Origin of the sequence: Rhodococcus sp. PSBB066 (genome assembly GCF_017068255.1) — a bacterium.
Lineage (GTDB): Bacteria > Actinomycetota > Actinomycetes > Mycobacteriales > Mycobacteriaceae > Rhodococcus > Rhodococcus aetherivorans.
In genome coordinates this window covers 2,685,428-2,703,579 of sequence record NZ_CP070859.1, presented here as the reverse complement: position 1 = coordinate 2,703,579, position 18,152 = coordinate 2,685,428, and the positions used below count along the sequence as shown (strand labels likewise).

Annotated in this window: 21 protein-coding genes; 2 read left to right on the top strand and 19 right to left on the bottom strand. The window is 71.8% G+C overall.

The annotated features are described in order from the left end of the window. Position 1 precedes the first annotated feature (1 nt). The 9 genes from JYA75_RS12500 to JYA75_RS12460 all read right to left on the bottom strand — a co-directional run bounded on the left by JYA75_RS12500 (position 2) and on the right by JYA75_RS12460 (position 8,019). Positions 2-286, bottom strand: a complete 285-nt coding sequence (locus JYA75_RS12500) for a metal-sensitive transcriptional regulator (protein ID WP_003937563.1) — start codon at positions 284-286, stop codon at positions 2-4. 25 nt (positions 287-311) lie between these two features. Next, positions 312-797, bottom strand: coding sequence for a hypothetical protein (locus tag JYA75_RS12495; protein WP_006935948.1), 486 nt, complete (start codon positions 795-797; stop codon positions 312-314). 204 nt (positions 798-1,001) lie between these two features. Continuing rightward, positions 1,002-1,481 carry a hypothetical protein gene (locus JYA75_RS12490; protein ID WP_006935953.1) on the bottom strand — a complete coding sequence of 160 codons (480 nt, stop codon included), beginning with the start codon at positions 1,479-1,481 and terminating at the stop codon, positions 1,002-1,004. A gap of 80 nt (positions 1,482-1,561) precedes the next feature. Next, positions 1,562-2,539 (bottom strand): porphobilinogen synthase, encoded by a 978-nt coding sequence (gene hemB / locus JYA75_RS12485; protein WP_006935956.1) that lies wholly within the window; start codon positions 2,537-2,539, stop codon positions 1,562-1,564. A gap of 72 nt (positions 2,540-2,611) precedes the next feature. After that, the gene (locus tag JYA75_RS12480; RefSeq protein ID WP_006935959.1) at positions 2,612-4,177 is read right to left on the bottom strand and encodes a bifunctional uroporphyrinogen-III C-methyltransferase/uroporphyrinogen-III synthase; all 1,566 of its coding nucleotides are present in this window, start codon (positions 4,175-4,177) and stop codon (positions 2,612-2,614) included. 63 nt (positions 4,178-4,240) lie between these two features. Continuing rightward, on the bottom strand, positions 4,241-5,254 hold the full coding sequence (hemC, locus tag JYA75_RS12475) for a hydroxymethylbilane synthase (protein ID WP_043803241.1): 1,014 nt from the start codon (positions 5,252-5,254) through the stop codon (positions 4,241-4,243). Beyond that, entirely contained in the window at positions 5,251-6,705 is a 1,455-nt protein-coding gene (locus JYA75_RS12470) for a glutamyl-tRNA reductase (RefSeq protein WP_006935962.1), read from the bottom strand. Before JYA75_RS12470 ends, hemC begins: the two co-directional genes overlap by 4 nt. After that, the gene (locus JYA75_RS12465) at positions 6,702-7,484 is read right to left on the bottom strand and encodes a redox-sensing transcriptional repressor Rex (protein WP_102800501.1); all 783 of its coding nucleotides are present in this window, start codon (positions 7,482-7,484) and stop codon (positions 6,702-6,704) included. Before JYA75_RS12465 ends, JYA75_RS12470 begins: the two co-directional genes overlap by 4 nt. 244 nt (positions 7,485-7,728) lie before the next feature. After that, complete coding sequence (locus JYA75_RS12460) at positions 7,729-8,019, bottom strand: glutaredoxin family protein (RefSeq protein ID WP_006935968.1); 291 nt, start codon at positions 8,017-8,019, stop codon at positions 7,729-7,731. A 199-nt stretch (positions 8,020-8,218) separates the two neighbouring features. Here JYA75_RS12460 and JYA75_RS12455 point away from each other — a divergent pair, with 199 nt between their 5' ends. Next, complete coding sequence (locus JYA75_RS12455; protein WP_139311034.1) at positions 8,219-9,220, top strand: HAD-IB family hydrolase; 1,002 nt, start codon at positions 8,219-8,221, stop codon at positions 9,218-9,220. A gap of 15 nt (positions 9,221-9,235) precedes the next feature. Here the strand turns inward: JYA75_RS12455 and JYA75_RS12450 are convergent, their stop codons facing one another. The 7 genes from JYA75_RS12450 to JYA75_RS12420 form a co-directional block, all read right to left on the bottom strand. Next, a complete protein-coding gene (locus JYA75_RS12450; RefSeq protein ID WP_006935972.1) occupies positions 9,236-10,258 on the bottom strand; it encodes a lysophospholipid acyltransferase family protein in 1,023 nt (340 codons plus the stop codon). Beyond that, positions 10,255-11,331: an NAD-dependent epimerase/dehydratase family protein gene (locus JYA75_RS12445; protein WP_044475927.1), complete on the bottom strand. Its 1,077-nt coding sequence runs from the start codon at positions 11,329-11,331 to the stop codon at positions 10,255-10,257. The genes JYA75_RS12450 and JYA75_RS12445 overlap by 4 nt, the downstream gene beginning before the upstream one ends. 224 nt (positions 11,332-11,555) lie before the next feature. Beyond that, a complete protein-coding gene (locus tag JYA75_RS12440; RefSeq protein WP_003402602.1) occupies positions 11,556-11,657 on the bottom strand; it encodes an AURKAIP1/COX24 domain-containing protein in 102 nt (33 codons plus the stop codon). 202 nt (positions 11,658-11,859) lie between these two features. Next, complete coding sequence (locus JYA75_RS12435) at positions 11,860-12,096, bottom strand: helix-turn-helix domain-containing protein (protein ID WP_003937551.1); 237 nt, start codon at positions 12,094-12,096, stop codon at positions 11,860-11,862. A 121-nt stretch (positions 12,097-12,217) separates the two neighbouring features. After that, positions 12,218-13,036: a pyrroline-5-carboxylate reductase gene (gene proC, locus JYA75_RS12430; protein WP_029545142.1), complete on the bottom strand. Its 819-nt coding sequence runs from the start codon at positions 13,034-13,036 to the stop codon at positions 12,218-12,220. 49 nt (positions 13,037-13,085) lie between these two features. Continuing rightward, positions 13,086-13,940 (bottom strand): thioesterase family protein, encoded by an 855-nt coding sequence (locus JYA75_RS12425; RefSeq protein WP_050035621.1) that lies wholly within the window; start codon positions 13,938-13,940, stop codon positions 13,086-13,088. Next, a complete protein-coding gene (locus JYA75_RS12420) occupies positions 13,937-14,608 on the bottom strand; it encodes a MerR family transcriptional regulator (protein WP_203330074.1) in 672 nt (223 codons plus the stop codon). The genes JYA75_RS12425 and JYA75_RS12420 overlap by 4 nt, the downstream gene beginning before the upstream one ends. A gap of 82 nt (positions 14,609-14,690) precedes the next feature. Here JYA75_RS12420 and JYA75_RS12415 point away from each other — a divergent pair, with 82 nt between their 5' ends. Next, the gene (locus JYA75_RS12415; RefSeq protein WP_006935984.1) at positions 14,691-15,110 is read left to right on the top strand and encodes a hypothetical protein; all 420 of its coding nucleotides are present in this window, start codon (positions 14,691-14,693) and stop codon (positions 15,108-15,110) included. Here the strand turns inward: JYA75_RS12415 and JYA75_RS12410 are convergent. The 3 genes from JYA75_RS12410 to JYA75_RS12400 are packed head-to-tail and all read right to left on the bottom strand — an operon-like array spanning position 15,066 to position 18,131. Beyond that, a complete protein-coding gene (locus JYA75_RS12410; RefSeq protein ID WP_006935986.1) occupies positions 15,066-16,028 on the bottom strand; it encodes a sugar phosphate isomerase/epimerase family protein in 963 nt (320 codons plus the stop codon). The two genes, JYA75_RS12415 and JYA75_RS12410, sit on opposite strands and share 45 nt — an antisense overlap. A 13-nt stretch (positions 16,029-16,041) precedes the next feature. Continuing rightward, positions 16,042-17,181, bottom strand: coding sequence for a hypothetical protein (locus JYA75_RS12405; RefSeq protein WP_050035622.1), 1,140 nt, complete (start codon positions 17,179-17,181; stop codon positions 16,042-16,044). Next, a complete protein-coding gene (locus tag JYA75_RS12400; protein ID WP_029545150.1) occupies positions 17,178-18,131 on the bottom strand; it encodes a Ppx/GppA phosphatase family protein in 954 nt (317 codons plus the stop codon). The genes JYA75_RS12405 and JYA75_RS12400 overlap by 4 nt, the downstream gene beginning before the upstream one ends. Positions 18,132-18,152 lie beyond the last annotated feature (21 nt).

Below are 18,152 nucleotides of genomic sequence, written 5' to 3'. Positions count from 1 at the left end.
ATCAGGGTTTGAGAACGAGGCGGGCGATCGCGTCCGAGGCCTCCTGGATCTTCGCGTCGGCCTCCGGTCCGCCCTGCCGGGCGGCGTCGACGACGCAGCCGGCCAGGTGCGCGTCCAGCAGCTTGAGCGAGACCGTCTGCAGGGCCTTGGTGACGGCGGAAACCTGGGTCAGGACGTCAATGCAGTAGCGGTCGTCCTCGATCATCCGGGCAATGCCCGCAACCTGTCCCTCGATCCGGCGCAGGCGCTTGAGCAGGTCCTCCTGGTGCGGGGTGTATCCGGCCATACCCGCATCGTACCCCTAGGGGGTATTAAAGCAAGGGTGGATCGGCGCGCTCGGCCAGCACCGTCCCGAGTTCGGACCGCAGCCGCTCGTGGTCCCTGGCCCAGGCCCGCACCAGGGCGCCGCCGCGCAACCGCAGGCCGACGGCCGTGCGACCCCGCGGCACGTTCGACAGCTCCCCCAGCGGCCGGGCCGTCTCCCAGCGCTCGGGTTCGCGGGCCCGGGGATCGGCCGGCGGCAGCACCGCGTCGATCTCCTCGAGCGGCAGCTCCTCGGTGCCGAGGCGCAGCGTCGCCGCGGTCAGCTCCACGCTCACGTGCCGCCGGGCCGCGACGACCGTCACGTACGCGAAACCGCTGAGGACGAGAGCGATCACCGGCAGGGAGACCCAGTGGACCACCGGCCCGGTCAGCAGCTCCACCGCGAGCACGACGACGCAGAGCACCGGGCCGAGCGCCACGGTGCGCCAATGCGCACCGGGCTCGTGGAATCGGGGCTCGGCCGGCTCGCTCACGTCGCGATCAGGCGCTGAGCATGCCCGGAACGACGACCAGCACCAGGGTCACCACACCCAGGACGGCGATGAGGCCGATCAGAACCAGCTCACGACGACGACCGTAGGGCCGGGGCTCCACCTGCATGAAAGTCCTCTTCGCTCGTCGGGAACGACCGCGCGGGCCGTGGGTCGTCAGACACCGTACTCCGCGCGCCCGGGGGGTCAGCTCGGGGGCAACCGAAGGAAGTACAGGTTCGGCTCGCGGCGGTGCATGAGCACGATCGCCCCGACCGAGCACACACCCTGCAGGATGCTCACGAGGCCGATCACGAGTCCGGCCCCACCGCCCAGCGCACCGACGCCGAACACCGTGGGGAGCGCCGTGAAGGTCAGGAAGACGCCGATCATCGTGAGCAGCATGCGCGCCCAGTTCCGGCCGCGGCGCATCGCGAAGACCACCAGCAGGAACAGGCCGGTGAAGGCCAGGCCCAGGACGGCGGTGATCCCGAAACCCAACGGCAGCAACGACTCCACCGATTCCCGGGGCATCTCCACCGGGGGCGTCTGCCGGGCCAGCTCGGCCGTCATCTGGTCGACGAACTCGTCCCTGCGCTCCCACATCAGCGCCACGCTCGCACCGAGGTACACCAGGCCCAGGACCGCGACCGCACACCACAGCTGGAACGCGGTCTCCACGTCCACGGGGGTGGGGCGCCGCTCCCCCGGCGCCGTCCCGGGCGGCGTGGCCGGCGGCCCGGGCCACTGCGACGGTTCGGGCGTGCTCACGTGAGCCGGCCCGCGACCTCGGCCGCCCAGTAGGTGAGCACGATGTCGGCGCCGGCGCGGCGGATACTCGTCAGCGACTCCAGAATTGCCGCGTCCCGGTCGATCCAGCCGTTCTGCGCGGCGGCGGTGATCATCGCGTACTCGCCGGAGATCTGATACGCCGCGACGGGCACGTCCGAGCGGTCCGCGACCTCGCGCAGCACGTCGAGGTACGACATCGCGGGCTTGACCATCACCAGGTCGGCGCCCTCGGCGAGATCGAGATCGACTTCGCGCAGCGCCTCCCGACGGTTCGCCGGATCCTGCTGGTAGGTGCGCCGATCGCCCTCGAGCGAGGAACCCACCGCGTCGCGGAACGGCCCGTAGAACGCCGACGCGTACTTCGCGGAGTACGCGATCTGCCCCACGTCCTGATGCCCCGCGGCGTCGAGCGCCGCCCGGATCGACGCGACCTGGCCGTCCATCATCCCGCTCGGCCCGAGCAGGTGCGCGCCCGCCTCGGCCTGCGCGACGGCCATCTCCGCGTACCGCTCGAGCGTCGCGTCGTTGTCCACCTCACCCGAAGCGCCCAGGACGCCACAGTGACCGTGGTCGGTGAACTCGTCGAGGCACGTGTCGGCCATCAGGACCGTCGCGTCGCCGAGTTCGGCGCGCAGGTCGCGCAGCGCGCGGTTGAGCACGCCCTCCGGGTCGGTGCCGCCGGATCCGCGGGCGTCCTTGTCCTCGGCCCGCGGCACGCCGAAGAGCATCAGCCCGCCGACACCGGCCTCGACCGCGGCGGTCGCCGCGGCCGGCAGCGAGTCGGGGGTGTGCTGGTACACGCCGGGCATCGAGGGAATCTCGCGCGGCGCGTCGAGCCCGTCGGCGACGAACATCGGCAGCACCAGATGCCGCGGCTCGAGGGAGGTTTCGGCGACCAGCCGGCGCATGGCCGGGGTGGTGCGCAGCCTGCGGGGACGGACATCGGGATACATCGGCGGACTCACCTTCCATGCAAGCCGTGCGCGGTTTCGGTAGCGGCAGCCACCGGAACCGCGCACGGTGGGTCAGCGGCGGGCGCGGGACTTCTTGCGGGGCGGCGGCAGCGCGCCCTCGGCCCGCAGCCGGGCGGCGTGCTCGGCGAGCGCCTCCACCAGGGGACCGATCTGGGCGGTCTCCGGCTGCACATCCACCCGCAGGCCGAACTCGATCGCGGTCTCCGCGGTCTTCGGCCCGATGCACGCGACGATGGTGCGTGCGTGCGGCTTACCGGCGATACCCACGAGGTTGCGGACCGTCGAGGACGAGGTGAAGCACACCGCGTCGAACCCACCGGTCTTGATCATCTCGCGGGTCTCGGCCGGCGGCGGCGCTGCCCGCACCGTGCGGTAGGCCGTCACGTCGTCGATCTCCCAGCCCCGCTCGCGCAGGCCCTCGGCGAGGGTCTCGGTGGCGATGTCGGCGCGCGGCAGCAGCACCCGGTTGACCGGGTCGAAAACGTCGTCGTACGGGGCGAACTCGGCCAGCAGGCCCTCGCTGGACTGCTCACCGGAGGGCACCAGCTCGGGGGTGATCCCGAACGAGCGCACCTTGTCCGCCGTCGCCTGCCCGACACACGCGATCTTCACGCCCGAGAAGGCGCGGGCGTCGAGGCCGAACGCCTCGAACTTCTCCCACACCGCGCGCACCGCGTTGGTCGAGGTGAACACCACCCACTGGTAGCGGCCGTCCACGAGACCCTTGACGGCCCTCTCCATCTGGGCCGGGCTGCGGGGCGGCTCGACGGCGATGGTCGGCACCTCGATCGGGATGGCGCCGTGCGCGACGAGCCGCTCGCTCATCTCCCCGGCCTGCTCCTTGGTGCGCGGCACCAGCACCGTCCAGCCGTACAGCGCGCGGGACTCCCACCACGAGAGCTTGCCGCGCTGCGAGACGATCTTGCCGACGGTGACGATGAGCGGCCCCACCAACTCGGAGCCGGCATCGTTGAGCGTGGCGAGGGTGGCCTCGACGGTGCGCTGTTGACGGGTCGTGCCCCGGACGGTGATCGCCGCGGGGGTCTGCGGCGCCAGCCCGTGCTCGACGAGGGCGCTGGCGGTCTCCGCGAGGTGACCGGACGTGGCGTGCAGCACCAGCGGGCCGGGCGCGGCGGCGAGCGCCGCCCAGTCCACCTCGCCGCGCACGTCGACCTCGGTGTGGCACGAGCCCAGGGCCATGCCCGCGTAGCTCGGCACGGCCGAGCCGGGGGTCAGGCCCGGCAGGACCTCGAACACCACCTGGGTGCGGGCGACGGCGTTGACCTCGGCGATCACCGAGTCGGTGGTCAGCGGATCACCGGCGACGAGGCGCACGACGTCGTGGCCGTTCTTCGCCTCCGCGACGAGGGTCTTGGCGACCTCGGTGGGCTCGCCCAGCGCGGGACGCACCTCGGCGACGGGCTCCCCGGTCTCCGGATCCCGGCCGGCGGTGGTACCGACGAGCGCGACCACCCCCTTGTCGACGTCGGGGTCGGTGAAGGCGATCGTCGCGCCCGCGAGCACGTCGCGGGCTCGCACGGTCAGCAGAGCCGGGTCGCCCGGCCCAGCTCCCACGAACAGGATCCGTCCGGGATTGTGCTTACGGACTCGGCTCATCGGTCATTCTCCAGTGCGGTCAAATCTGCGGTAAGGGGAAACCTGGGGTGCGGACGGAGGGCGTCAAACATCTGCGGTGCCCTGTTCCGGCGCGTCGTCCGCACGGCTGGTCATCAGCTCGCGCGCACCGAGATCGAGCAACTCGCGGGCCACCGCCCGGCCCAGCTCCTCCGCGCGGTCGGGATCGCCGACGGCGCTCGCGCGCAGCACGTCCGAGCCGTCCAGGGCGGCGGCGCAGCCGCGCACGGACAGTTCCTCGATCACGCGGCCGTCGTCGTCGAGGGATTCGACGACCTCGGCAACGGCCCCGACCGGGGCGGTGCAGCCGGCCTCGAGCTCGGCGAGCAGGGCCCGTTCGGCGACGACCGCGACGCGGCTGGCGCGGTCGTCGAGGCCGGCGAGGATCTCGATCAGTGCGGTGTCCCCGGCGCGGCATTCGACCGCGAGGGCCCCCTGGGAGGGCGCCGGCAGCATCTGCACCGGCTCGAGCGACTCGGTGATCCGGTCGAGGCGGCCGATGCGCGAGAGCCCCGCCCGGGCGATGACGATGGCGTCCAGTTCGCCGGACGCGACCTTCCCGAGCCGGGTGTCGATGTTCCCGCGCAGCGGCTGGATGTCGAGGCCCAGGCCCATGGCGGCGAGCTGGGCACGCCGCCGCGGCGCGGAGGTGCCCACGCGGGAGCCGGGCGGCAGTTCGCCGAGCACCAGGCCGTCGCGGGCGACGAGCGCGTCCCGCGGATCCTCACGCGGCGGCACGGCCGCGATCACCAGACGCGGATCCTGCGCGGTCGGCAGATCCTTGTACGAGTGCACGGCCAGGTCGACGTCGCCGGCGAGCAGCGCCTCGCGCAGCTCGGCGGTGAAGACGCCGACGCCGATCCGCTCGACCGGACCGGCGGTCACGTCGCCCTTGGTGGTGATGACGACCAGCTCGGCGGGATGGCCGGCGGCGATCAGCGCGTCCCGGACGGTGCCCGCCTGCGTGGTCGCCAGCAGGCTGCCGCGCGTTCCGATCCGCAGCGTGCGGCTGCCGGTCCCGGCTTCGATCCGGGTGTCCGATGCGACCTCGGCTCTCATGCCTGCCTTTCCTCTCGGGGAGCCCCCAGCGGGCCGGGAAACTGCTTCCGGGGAGCCTGCAGCTCCGTGGTGACGGCCGGATCCAGCGCGGCCGAGAGATCGGTCGCGCCGGTCACGTCGGGCAGCGCGCCGAGCTCCTTCGCCACCGGGGTGGCGACGGCCTCGGCGGCACCCGGACGCAGTTCGAACAGCTCGCGCAGCGCCTCGGCGTACTGGTCGCCGCCGGGGGTGGACGCCAGTTGCTTGACGCGCACCGTCGGCGCGTGCAGCAGCTTGTCCACGACGCGGCGCACCGTGCGGGCGACCTCCCCGCGCTGACCGTCGTCGAGCCCCGGCAACCGGGACTCGAGCCGCAGCAGCTCGCCCTCGACGACCTCGGCGGCACGCTGGCGCAGGGCGGTGACGGTGGGGGTGACCTCGGCGAGGCGCTGGGACGCGAGGTAGTCGGCGAGTTCGCCGGCGACGATCGAGCGGGCGGCCTCGGTGTCGGAGGCGGCGGCCCCGGCCGCGGGATCGCGTTGCAGCGACTCCATGTCGAAGACGGTGACGCCGGGCAGACCCGAAACGGCAGGCTCCACGTCGCGCGGCAGGCCGAGATCGCAGATCACCAGCGGGCGGGTGCTGCGCTCGGGCTGGGCGAGGGCCCGGTGCGCGTCGGCGAGGGTGACGACCGTACCGACGGCCCCCGTGCAGGTGACGGCCACATCGGCCTGCGACAACGCGGCGGCGAGCCGCTCGAACGGCATGACGTCGGCCTCGACGCCGTTGCCGCGTGCGGTCTCGGCGAGCCGCTCGGCGCGCTCGCGGGTCCGGTTGACCACCACGATGCGCCCGATTCCGGCGCGGGTGAGATGCGCGACGGCGAGCCCGCCCATCGCGCCCGCGCCGATCACGGCGGCGGTGCGGCCGGCGAGACCGTCGAGCGATGTCGCGGCCTTGTCCAGCGCCACCGACACGACGGAGGCACCCGCCGCGTCGATGCCGGTCTCGGTGTGCACCCGCTTGCCCACGCGCAGCGCCTGCTGGGCCAGCTCGTGCAGGGCCCGGCCGGCGGCCTGCTGGGCGTCGGCGCTCGCGTAGGCGGTACGGATCTGGCCGAGGATCTGCTGCTCGCCGACCACCATGGAGTCCAGCCCGCTGGCCACGGCGAACAGATGCTCGGCGGCCGCCTCGCTGTAGCGCACGTACGCGTGCTTGTGCAGATCGACGAGGGTCAGGCCCGAGTGCTCGGCCATGAGCTCGCTGACGTCGGCCAGCGCACCGTGGAACGCGTCGACCACCGCGTAGATCTCCACCCGGTTGCAGGTGGAGACGATCATCGCCTCCGAGATGTGGTCGGAGGCCATCATCTTGTCGGTCAGCTTGGGTCGATCGGTGTCGGTGACGGCGACCTTCTCGAGGACCGAGACGGGCGCGGTCCTGTGCGAGACCCCGACGAGGAGAACACTCACGGCGCAATCACCGATCCGTTTCTTGTCGCTGCCGAGGCCACTGGGCTCGGCGTTCCTGATGCGGTGTGCCCGTTCGCGCTCGGCGCGGTGAGCCCCGACGCGGCGCGCCGGGTGTCGGTCAGGCCCGCGTGACTGCCGCCCGCCACCTGGGCGAGTGCGTCGTTGCGGGCGCTGTGGAACGAGAGGACCTGCATTTCCACGGACAGGTCGACCCGCCGGACCTCGACATGGTCGGGCACCGCGAGGGGCGCCGAGGCGAAGCTCAGCACGGACCGGACACCGGAGCGCACCAGCAGGTCGCACACACCCTGGGCGGCGGCGTCCGGGGTGGCGATGACGCCGATCGTGGCACCGAGTTCGCGGGCGGCCGCTTCGAGCCCGTCGACGTGGCGGATGGTCAGGTTCCCCACCCGCGTCCCCACCCGCGCCGGGTCGGCGTCGAACAGTCCGGCCATCGTGAACCCTCGGCGGTCGAAGCCGGCGTACCCGGCCAGGGCACGGCCGAGATTGCCGACGCCGACGAGCACCACGCGGTGCCCCCGGTCGAGGCCGAGTGCGTTCTCGATGCGGGCCTGCAGGCGCAGCACGTCGTAGCCGACGCCGCGCACCCCGTTGGGCCCGAGAAAGGACAGATCCTTGCGAAGCTTCGCGGAACCGACCCCGGACGCGGTGGCGAGTTCCTCGCTCGAGACGATGAGCGTGCCCTCGTCGGCGAGCATTCCGAGGACCCGCAGATACGTCGCGAGACGCGTCACAGTAGCCTGGGGGATGTCCCGCACAGGGACACCGGGAGACGCACCCCCGCCGACTTCGGCGACGCCGCCGCGGGCAGCGTCGCCCTGCGGGGGGTGCAGCTCTGTCACGTTCGTGGCTCCTCGTCCGGCCGACGGGTACACGTCGGTCCTCACGGTGATCCGGGGGATTCGTTCACACCACGGTAACCGCTTGTGAAGCCCTGCACAAAGTTGCTCGAACGGCCCCGAATGTGCTTCTCACCTGCACGACGGTTCCGCCCAGGGGCGCTCAACCGGCGAGATCGGCCCGCAACCGCGGCTCGTCGACCTCCCAGTAGCTGTGTTCACGGCCGTCGAGCAGCACCACCGGCAGACGATCGCCGAATTCGGCGCGCAGGTCGGGATCCGTTGAGGCAGCCCGATCGACGTCGATGCACGTCAGCCCGGCTCCGAACTCGTCGCACAGTTGCTCGAGCAGAGTCAGTGCCGGCGCGCAGGCACCGCAGCCGGCTCGGACGAGGAGGGTGATCTCGTGGCGGGTGCCGGATGTGGCGGCGGGTCCGGGCAGATGTTCGCTCATGGGGTCAACTGTGCGTCATACCCCACCGAGACGAACGTCACACCCACCGGCCACATGCGGCAACGCGCGGAGGGGGCCGTGTCGCGGGCTAGGCTGGGGCGGTCTGCCACACACGACGGCCGGCCGCCGACGAACCGGCCGGCAGCACTCGACGGCGCGGCCGTCGCGCAACAGGGAGGTGCAGGTGCCGGAACGTCCAGTGCCACACGGCTGGGGATTCGGCGAGAACCTGGCCGGCCGCGTCAGCGAGACCCTGGCGGGTCTGATCCGGCCCGGCCGGCGCCGGCTGCTGAGCAAGTTCGGCCCCAGCGAGGCCGAGGTCCGCGCGAACCTCGCCGGCCAGGCGAGCGCCGACGCCGCTCTCGCGCTGCAGGAGGCCCGCACCGAGGCCGAGCCCGCCGACACCTCGACCACCGCCGTTCCGCAGGACCTGACCGCGGCCGCGTTCTTCGACGTCGACAACACGATGGTGCAGGGCGCGTCGATCATCCATTTCGCGCGCGGACTCGCCGCCCGCGACTACTTCACCAAGTCCGACCTGGCCGAATTCGCCTGGCAGCAGGTCAAGTTCCGGGTCACCGGCAAGGAGAACTCGGACGACGTCGCCAGCGGCCGCGAGAAGGCGCTGTCGTTCGTCGCCGGCCGGTCCACGGCGGAGCTGGCCCGCCTCGGCGAGGAGATCTACGACGAGATCATCGCGGACAAGATCTGGCCCGGCACCCGGGCGCTGGCGCAGATGCACCTCGACGCGGGGCAGCAGGTGTGGCTGGTGACGGCCACCCCGGTCGAACTGGCGAACGTCATCGCCGAGCGGCTCGGTCTGACCGGCGCCCTCGGCACCGTCGCCGAATCGGAGGACGGCGTGTTCACCGGCCGCCTCGTCGGGGACATCCTGCACGGCCTGGGCAAGGCCCACGCGGTGCGGGCCCTGGCGATCCGCGAGGGCCTGAACCTCAAGCGCTGCACGGCGTACTCCGACAGCCACAACGACGTGCCCATGCTCTCGCTCGTCGGCACGCCGGTCGCCGTCAACCCGGACGCCGACCTGCGGGAGCTGGCGAAGACCCGGGGCTGGGAGATCCGGGATTTCCGCACGGCCCGCAAGGCGGCGCGCATCGGGGTGCCGACGGCGTTGGCGCTCGGCGCGGCCGGCGGAGCGCTCGCCGCCGCCCTCGGCCGGCGCCGCGACCCCGCCGCGTGACGCGGGGCCGGTGCCCTAGCCGAGAAAGACGTTGCGCCGCTTGGTGAGCAACCGGTACAGCGTCTGCTGGATGGTCTCCCGCACGTGGTCGGTGACCTCGAACAGCACCATCGGATCCTCCACCGCGGCGTCGTCGTAGACGTCGGTGGCGATCGGTGTGCCGAACTCGATGTACCACTTCGAGGGCAGCGGAACGATGCCCAGCGGACCGAGAGCCGGGAAGAGCGGGGTGATCGGGAAGTACGGAAGGCCGAGGAGCCGGGCGATGGACGTGAGGTCGGCGATCTTCGGGTAGATCTCCTCCGAGCCCACGATCGAACAGGGCACGATCGGTGCCTTGGTCTGGAGCGCGGCCGAGACGAAGCCCCCGCGCCCGAACCGCTGTAGCTTGTAGCGTTCGCTGAACGGCTTGCCGAGCCCCTTGTACCCCTCGGGGAACACCGCGACGACCTGATCCTCGCGGAGGAGCCGCTCGGCGTCGGGATGGCACGCGAGGGTGTGCCCGGCCTTGCGGGTGACGCTGCCGACGACCGGCATCCCGAAGGCGAGGTCGGCCGCGAGCATCCGCAGCGGACGGTGGGCGAGGTCGTGCACCGCGACGGAGGTCATCAGCGCGTCCACCGGCAACGTGCCGGCATGGTTGGCAACGATCAGCGCGCGGCCGTCGGCCGGAATGTTCTCGATGCCCCGCACCTCGACGCGGAACCACTTCTCGAACAGCGGCCGCAGCGCGGGCAGCAGGACGTTGTCGGTGAAATGCGGATCGAACCCGAAGTCGTCCACCTCGTAGTCGCCCGTGATGCGGCGCCGGAGGAACTCGGCGGTACCGGTGATCTGCCCGACCAGCTTGTGCCGCAGATCGTCGAGGAACCCGTCGGCCGCCGTCTCCTGCACGGGCAGCTCGGGGCGCTCGGGTGGTGTCGGCGAGCCGAGGCCGTACGTCGACGGATGACCGGAACCGGCCCCCGGGCGTGCGGCCGCCCGCCGCGCCGACCCCGTCCCACCGTGGAGCGGAATCACCTTGGCAACTTCTGTCATCGCGCCTCCATCCGCTCTCCGAGCGCCGAGAGCAGGACCGACTCGGTTCGATCGACCCATTCCGTCCGGACGACCCGCCGCAGTCCGACGTTGCGGGCGAAGTCGTCGAGTGCCTGCTTGGTGGTCCACCTCGGCTCGAAGCCGAGTTCGGTGCGCATCCGCGTGGTGTCCAGGCCGCGCCCGAAGTGGAAGTAGTCGAGTTCTTCCTTGTTGAACGATTTCATCACCGGCCCCATCAGTGCCTGCCCGACGGTGCGGAACAACCCGTAGGGCATCGGCACGGTCAGTCCGCCGGCCCGCCGCACGGCCTGCGACATCATCACGATGCCGTCGCCGGCGACGTTGTAGGTCCCGGGCGGCCCCGCGACGGTGGCCCGTTCGAGCGCCGAGAGGGCGTCCTCCTCGTGCAGCAACTGCAACCGGGCGTCGCGACCGAGGATGGTGGGCACGATCGGCGAGGTGAGGTACCGCGAGACCGAGCCGGGCATATGGTTGCCCACCGTCGGGGCGAGACGCAGGATCGTCGCGGCGATGTCGGGCCGCCGGCGCGCCATTCCGCGCAGGTAGCCCTCGACCTCGATCATGTCGCGGGCGAAGGCGCCGGTCGGCCGCCGGCGCGCGCTCATCTCCTCGGTGAACTTCGCGGGGTCCTTCGCGCTCGAGCCGTACACCACCGACGACGAGCGCAGCACGACGCGCCGCACGGACGGGGTCTTCTGGCACACGGCGAACAACTGCATCGCGCCGAGGACGTTCATGTCCTTCATCGCGGCGCGGCTACCGGACTTGGGAGCTTTGGTGAGGGTCGACGCGTGGACGACGGTGTCGACGTCCATGTTCCGGATGACCTTGCCGATGAGGGGGTTGCGGATGTCGGCGAGCACGAACTCGGCGCGGCCCATGCGCCGCAGCATGTCCTTGGTGGGCGACTGGGTGTCGACCGCGATGACGCGCTCGACCGCCGGATGCTGCGCCAGCCGGGTGACCAGGTAGCCACCGAGGAATCGGCTCGCTCCGGTCACCAGGGCCACCCTCGGCGGGTCGATACCGTCGATCTCCGAACTCACCCACATACCCCCTGCCGTCACTCCGGTCTCTCACGATACGGTGACTTTCGCAACAAAGCATTACACCGGAGTAACCGATCACCGGAATGGCCCCTGTGCGGGACCTTCGGCCCCTCGGGCGCACACTCCGCATTCCGGCCGAACCGGACATTCCGCTCGCCGGCCGTCGACGAGCCGGCGGAAACGCTCGATGCCCGCCACCGCGGGGTGACGGGCATCGGGAGATCGATCTACTTGCCGAGTTTACGACGCTGCACTCGGGTGCGGCGGAGCAGCTTGCGGTGCTTCTTCTTCGACATGCGCTTGCGGCGCTTCTTGATCACAGAACCCATCTGGGTTTTCCCTCACGTTCTCTCTAGCGTTCCTGCGCGCACGCCGGTGACGTACGCCTGTTGTCGACGCTGGGCCTCGTGGTGACGAGCTCAGCGCCTCACGACACCGGGTGGCCGGTACGACGACAAGCAATCCTACCGGGGCGGGTTTCGATCGGTGAAACCGAGGTCCGCTCCGGGTTCGATTGCGGTCGTCGACCGCTCAGCCGACGTCGAAGTAGGACGTTTCCAGGTAGTCGTGCACAGCCTTGGCGTGCACCCGGAACGAACGCCCCACTCGCACGGCGGGCAGTTCCCCGCTGTGCACCAGCCTGTACACGGTCATCTTCGACACCCGCATCAGCGCCGCCACCTCGGCGACGGTGAGGAACTGGGTGCCGGAGAGAACCGACTGACCGTCCTCGGGTTGACCCTTCGACGGTTTGCTTCCAGATACCATTACACACCTCCGGCACGTCCCGCGCCGCCGGCTTCCCCTCCGGCGGAACAGACACGCACGTGCTCGATCGAGCTTAGCGTGACCAATGGTTCCCGTGCGACGATGCGCGCGACGAATTTCCTCAATCCCCGGACGAACCGAGGGCCGCGGAGCGGTCCCGGGCCGCCGCGAGCGCCTCGTAGAACGCCGTCCGGACGCCGCCGCGCTCGAGTTCCCGGATCGCCGCCGCGGTGGTTCCGCCCGGCGATGTCACCGCTGCACGCAGGTCGGCGGCGTTCTCCCCCGACCGGGCGAGCATGGCCGCCGAACCGGTCATCGTCTGCACCACCAGCTCGGTGGTGGTCGCCCGCGTCAGGCCCAGAGCGACGCCCGCATCGATCATCGCCTCGGCGACGAGGAAGAAGTACGCCGGGCCGGAACCGGACACGGCGGTGACCGCGTCGATCTGGGACTCGGGAACCACCGTCACGGTACCCACGGACTCCAGGATCTCGCGCGCCAGCGCCAGATGGTCGGGCTTGACGTGCCGGCCGGCGGCGATCACGCTCGCACCCTCCCCCACCAGCATCGGGGTGTTGGGCATGACGCGCACGACCGGCGATCCGGCGGGCAGCTTGTTCTCGTACCGCGACGTGGGCACGCCGGCCACCAGCGACATCAGCAGCTTCTCGCGGTCGCTGTCCAGGTCGGCCTTGCCCAGGTCCGCGAGCACCACGTCCACGTCGCCCGGCTTGACCGCGATCACCAGCACGTCGGCGCCTTCGGCCGCGTCGGCGATCGAGTCGGTGACGCGGATCGAGTACTCGGTGGCCAGCTCCTCGGTCCGGGCCGGGAACTTCTCGACGACCACCAGATCCTTGGTCGCGAATCCACTCTGCAGCAGCCCCGAGACCAGCGCCTCGCCGATCCTGCCGCCACCGATCACCGCAATTCTCGTCATGGGCAACAGCCTGCCACGACCGTTGTCGTGCCCCGCATCGCCCCGACGATCAGCGCGGGATCATCGCGAGCTGGCGGCTCTGCACGACGACGGCGCCGGTGGCGTCGACGACGGTGTGGTCCTCCTCGAACCAGGCGTTGCCCAGGACCGTGCTGTCGGCCATGATCCGCAGCCAGCCGGGCGCCGGCAGTCGCCGCAGGTAGGCGGTGAGCTGCACGGTCGGAGCCCAGCCGAACAGGCCGCGGTTCATCGTGACCGGGGCCGAGATGTCCCCGGCCATCAGCGCGAACAGCACGGCGGTGTCGACGTCGGCCTCGTCCCCCGGCCACGGCCGCGCCCACATCCGCACCACCGGTTCACCCTGCTCTCCCGCGAGGAAGCGGGCACTGGTCTCGTCCACGACGAGGTCGGCCCCGCCGCACAGGTTCACCACCTGCGCCATGGGATGGCCGGGACCGATGAGGGGCGCGCCGGCGGGCGGCTGCACCGGCAGCCCGGTGACCGGGTGCGGCGCGGTGTATCGCGGCTCGCCCGCGTCGGGCTGCCCGAGCGTCACCGAGGCACGGACCGCGATGCGGTCGCCCTGAGCCAGCTCCACGTCGACCAGACCGACCTGCTTGCCCAGCTTGCGGACGGTGGTGGTCAGCTGCACGTCGCCGGGGTCGGGGGCGGCGACGAACCCGACACTCACCGCGAGGGGCTGCACGGCCGGATCGGACCCGGCGGCCTGCAGCGCCGACCGGGCCGCCGCGGCGCACACGGCGAGCATGCAACCGCCGTGCACCTTGGGGCCGATCGTCCAGACGGGGGCGATGTGGGCGAGCCAGCGATCGTCGCCGGCGGCGTCGAGTGTCGTCAGGTCGCGGAACGGGTGGTTCTCGGGATCGGGCACGGCGTCGGTCACTGCTGCTCCTGGGAATCGGCGACGGGGCTGTCGGGGGAACCGGGTGGGAAGAACTCGGTGAAGCGGCGGGCGGCAAGGTGCTGGTGCGCGAGGCGGCGCATCGCGGTGAGGACGGATTCGTACAGGGCCGTGCCGAGGACCGCCGCCTCGACCGTCGCATCCCGGGACCGGGTGGGCAGCAGGTCGAGGTCGAGCTCGGCGATGCCGAGCACGTGCCGTCCGTAGACGTCGATGCGCTCGTCGCTCATCGCCAGGCCGGCGGATTCGAGGGCGGCCAGGGCTCGCTCGAGCTGCGCGACGGCCGCGAACCGCGGGTCGTAGAGCTGGCCGAGCCGCTCGAGGACGCGCCGGGCACGCGGATAGTCGCGGGGTTCGGGCGCGTCGTCGTCGGGCGGGTAGGGCGGCAGCGCGGCAATGGCCCGGCCGAGGGCGACGAACAGCGACTCGTCGGTGCCGTCGAGGAGACGGACGATCTCGCGGATGCGCGGCAGCGGCAGCCCCTGGGCGGCGAGCGCACGGATCAGGGCGAGGCGGCGGACGTGCCGCTCGTCGTACCGGGCCTGGGTGGCGCTGGTCGCCTCGCCCGGCATCAGCAGGCCCTCGCGCAGGTAGTACTTCACGGTCGCCAACGGGACGCCGGTGCGGGCCACCAGTTCCGAGATCCGCATTGCCACCTCCTCTTGACATCGGATAGTACAACTATCCAGTATTGGATATTGCAACTATCCAATTGTCTGCGAGGAGGACCTCGTGCATCCCGTACTCGTCATCGCCCTCGGCGCCACCCTGCTCACCGTCGCCGGGATCGCCTTCGGCGGCACGTTCCTGCTGCGCGTCACCGGCGGGCGGGTGCCGGCCAACGAGTTGCAGAAGGCCTTCTTCCGGGCCGGTCACGCCCACGCCGGCGTCCTCGTCACCCTGGGATTGCTCGTGGCGGTGCTCACCGACGCGGTCGGCGCCTCACCCGGATGGGCCGCGGCCGGCGCGCTCGCCGTGCTCGGCTCGGCGATCCTGATCCCGGCCGGATTCTTCCTGTCCGTGCTCGGCCCCGACCCCCGGCGGCCGGGCGCGATGATCGCCTCGGTGTGGCTCGGCGCCGCCGCCCTCGTCGCCGGGGTGACGATCTCAGGCGTCGTGGTTCTCGGCGCCGGGATCGGCGCCCTGGCCTGACGCGCGAACCTGCTCGATCGCCGTCGAACGCGGATGCTCGGGCCCGGTGGTGATCGCCAGTCGGGGGGCGCGGTGCAGATGCTCGCGCGCGAAGGCCAGCGCCTGGGCCAGCGCCCGTGCCCGCGCGGACCGGGTACGCGCCCCCTGGGTGCTGACCTCCAGGACGACGTGCCCGGAGAAGTCGCTCTCGGCGAGGAGCCGGCACACCTGCTCACACGGCTGGCCCCCCTCGCCCGGGAGCAGATGTTCGTCCGTCGAAGCACCGTGGCCGTCCGCAAGGTGCAGATGGGCCAGACCACCGCCCATGCGCTCGGCGAGCGCCACCGCGTCCATCCCCGCCGTGGCGGTGTGCGAGAGGTCCAGCGTGTAGTGCGCGAAGCCGGTGTCGGTGGGATCGATCGACGGGCTGTAGGCCGACACCGCCCGGCCCGGCCCGCCCCGCTTGCGCATGCGCTGGGCGGTCCGGTCGCGGCCGCCGAAGAACACGTCGGCGCGCATCGGGTACATGTTCTCCACCGCGACGACCACGTGACTGCGGTCCTCGAGGTCCGCCACCTGATCCGCGAAGCCGTCCGCGTAGCGGCGCTGCCACCGGAACGGCGGATGCACCACCACCGACGTGGCACCGAACGATTCCGCCGCCCGCACCGACCGCTCGAGCTTCGCGGCCGGGTCCGAGCCCCACACGCGTTGCGAGATCAGCAGGCACGGCACGTGCACCGCCAGCACCGGTACGCCGTACTTGCGCACCAGCGCCTGCACCGCCCGCACGTCCTGGCTCACCGACTCGGCCCAGATCATCAGCTCCACGCCGTCGTAGCCGAGTTCGGCCGCATAGCGGAAGGCCGCCTCGGTGTTCTCCGGATACACCGAGGCGGTCGACAACCCGACCAGGATCTCTCGCGAAAGGACGCTCATGACGACGTGCGGATCAGCCGGTGGGCAGCAGGAACAACAGCGGACCGAACGTCACGAAGGCGCCCACGGCGAGAGCGATGAGCTGGCTCGTGATGTCGTCGGTGCGGCGGAGGATGCGCACCATCGCCACCAGGCCGACAATGACCAGAAGTGCGAGCGCGAACGCCACCCACGGCAACGCGTCCCACAACTGTTCGAAGCCCTTGAACAGCAGCGCGCCCGCGATGATCGCGACGACGCCCTCGCCGATCAGCCGCACCCACTGACCGATCGCGCCGCGCGGCTCACCGGTGTCGGACGGGGCCTCGTCCGGCTCCGCCGCGGCCGGGGTCTCCGCCGGGGCGGCAGTGCCGCGGCGACGGCGTGACCGCGCGGACCGCTCCTCCGGCTTCTCCTCGTCCGGCTCGTCCGCGGCGACGGGCTCGCCGATCGTCTCGGTGTCGCCGTCGGCGGTGTCGTCACCGTTGCCCCGCAGGTCGCTCGCGGGCCCGGACAGCAGCCTCGGCTCGGGGGCGTCGGCGGGCCGCGCCGGCGCGCTCGCGGTCACCTCGGCGTGGGCCCGCGCCCGCCGCGGCAGGACGGCCGGGCGGATGATCTCGGTCGGCGACTCGACCTTCACCGGCTGCACCCGCTCGGCGGCTGCCGGCTCCTCGCGCGTCCGGGGCGGCGACGGCGGGACCTGGGTCTCCGGCTCGACCTTCGGCGCCTCGAGTGCGAGGGGCTCGACCTTCGGCGTCGCCGGCACCACGGGCCCCGCCTTCGCCGGCACGACGGGCTGCGCCTGTGCCGGCACCACGGGCCCCACCTTCGGCTTCGCCGGCACCACGGGCTCCGCCTTCGCCGGCACCACGGGCTCCGCCTTCGCCGGCACGAGGGACTCCGCCTTCGGCGCCGCAGGCGGGGCGGACACGGCCGGCTCGGCCACCGGAGCCTCGGCCTCCGGGGCCTCCGGGGCCTTCGTCTCCGGAGGCTCGGTCGGCTCGGGCTCCGGAATACTGACGGGAATCTCTCCGGTCAGTTCCGCGACCGAGATTCCCCCACTGACGCCGCGGCGGCGACGTCCGCCGGCGCGGGAATTCACCTTCTGGCCGTTCCGGGCCAGCAGCTCCGCGACGGAGATCTGCCCGGTGTCGGTGCTGTGACCGTCCGTCATTGCGAAACCACCATCAATTCGCCCCCCATCTCGGTGTCGAGTTTGCGGAGGATGAGCCCCTCTCGCAGGGCCCAGGGACAGATGTCGAGCGTCTCCACTCCCAGCGCGCGCATGGCGGCCTCCGCGACCAGCGCACCGGCGACGATCTGCTGCGACCGGTCGGAGCTCACGCCCTCAAGCTCGGCACGGTCCGCGGTCGTCATGCGGGAGATGAACGCGATGAGCTGACGCAGCCCGGCGGCGGTCAGGGTGCGCCGCACGCGCGGGCCCGCCGACGACGGGGCGGCACCGGTCAGCCGCGCCAGGGTGCGGAAGGTCTTCGAGCTTCCGACGCACAGGTCGGGAACGCCGGCCGCACGAAGCTCCTGGGCGGGCCGGACGAGCTCGGCGTCGAGCCAGTCCCGCAGCACCGCGACGCGCCGCTTGCCGGGCGGGTCCTCGCTCAGCCAGTCCCGGGTGAGGCGACCGGCGCCGAGCTGCAGCGAGAACGCGCAGTCCGGGTCCTCGTCGCCGCCGAAGGTCAGCTCGAGGGAGCCTCCGCCGATGTCGAGGCACAGGATGCGTCCCGCGCTCCAGCCGTACCAGCGCCGGACCGCCAGGAACGTCAGCCGGGCCTCGTCCACGCCGGAGAGCACCTCGAGTGCGACGCCGGTCTCGGCGCGGACGCGACGGAGAACCGCTTCGGAGTTGTTGGCGTCGCGCACCGCGGAGGTCGCGAAGGCCATCAGCTCCTCGCACCCGGAGGTGCGGGCGATGCCCGCGAAGTCGGCGACCGTCTCGACCAGCCGGTCGGCGCCCTGCGGGGTGATGTCGCCGCGGTCGTCCGTGTTCTCGGACAGGCGCAGGGTGGCCTTCGTCGAACTCATGGGGGTGGGATGGCCACCGCGATGAGCGTCCACCACGAGCAGATGGACGGTGTTGCTTCCGACGTCGAGTACCCCTAGGCGCACATACATACGGTACTGGGTCTA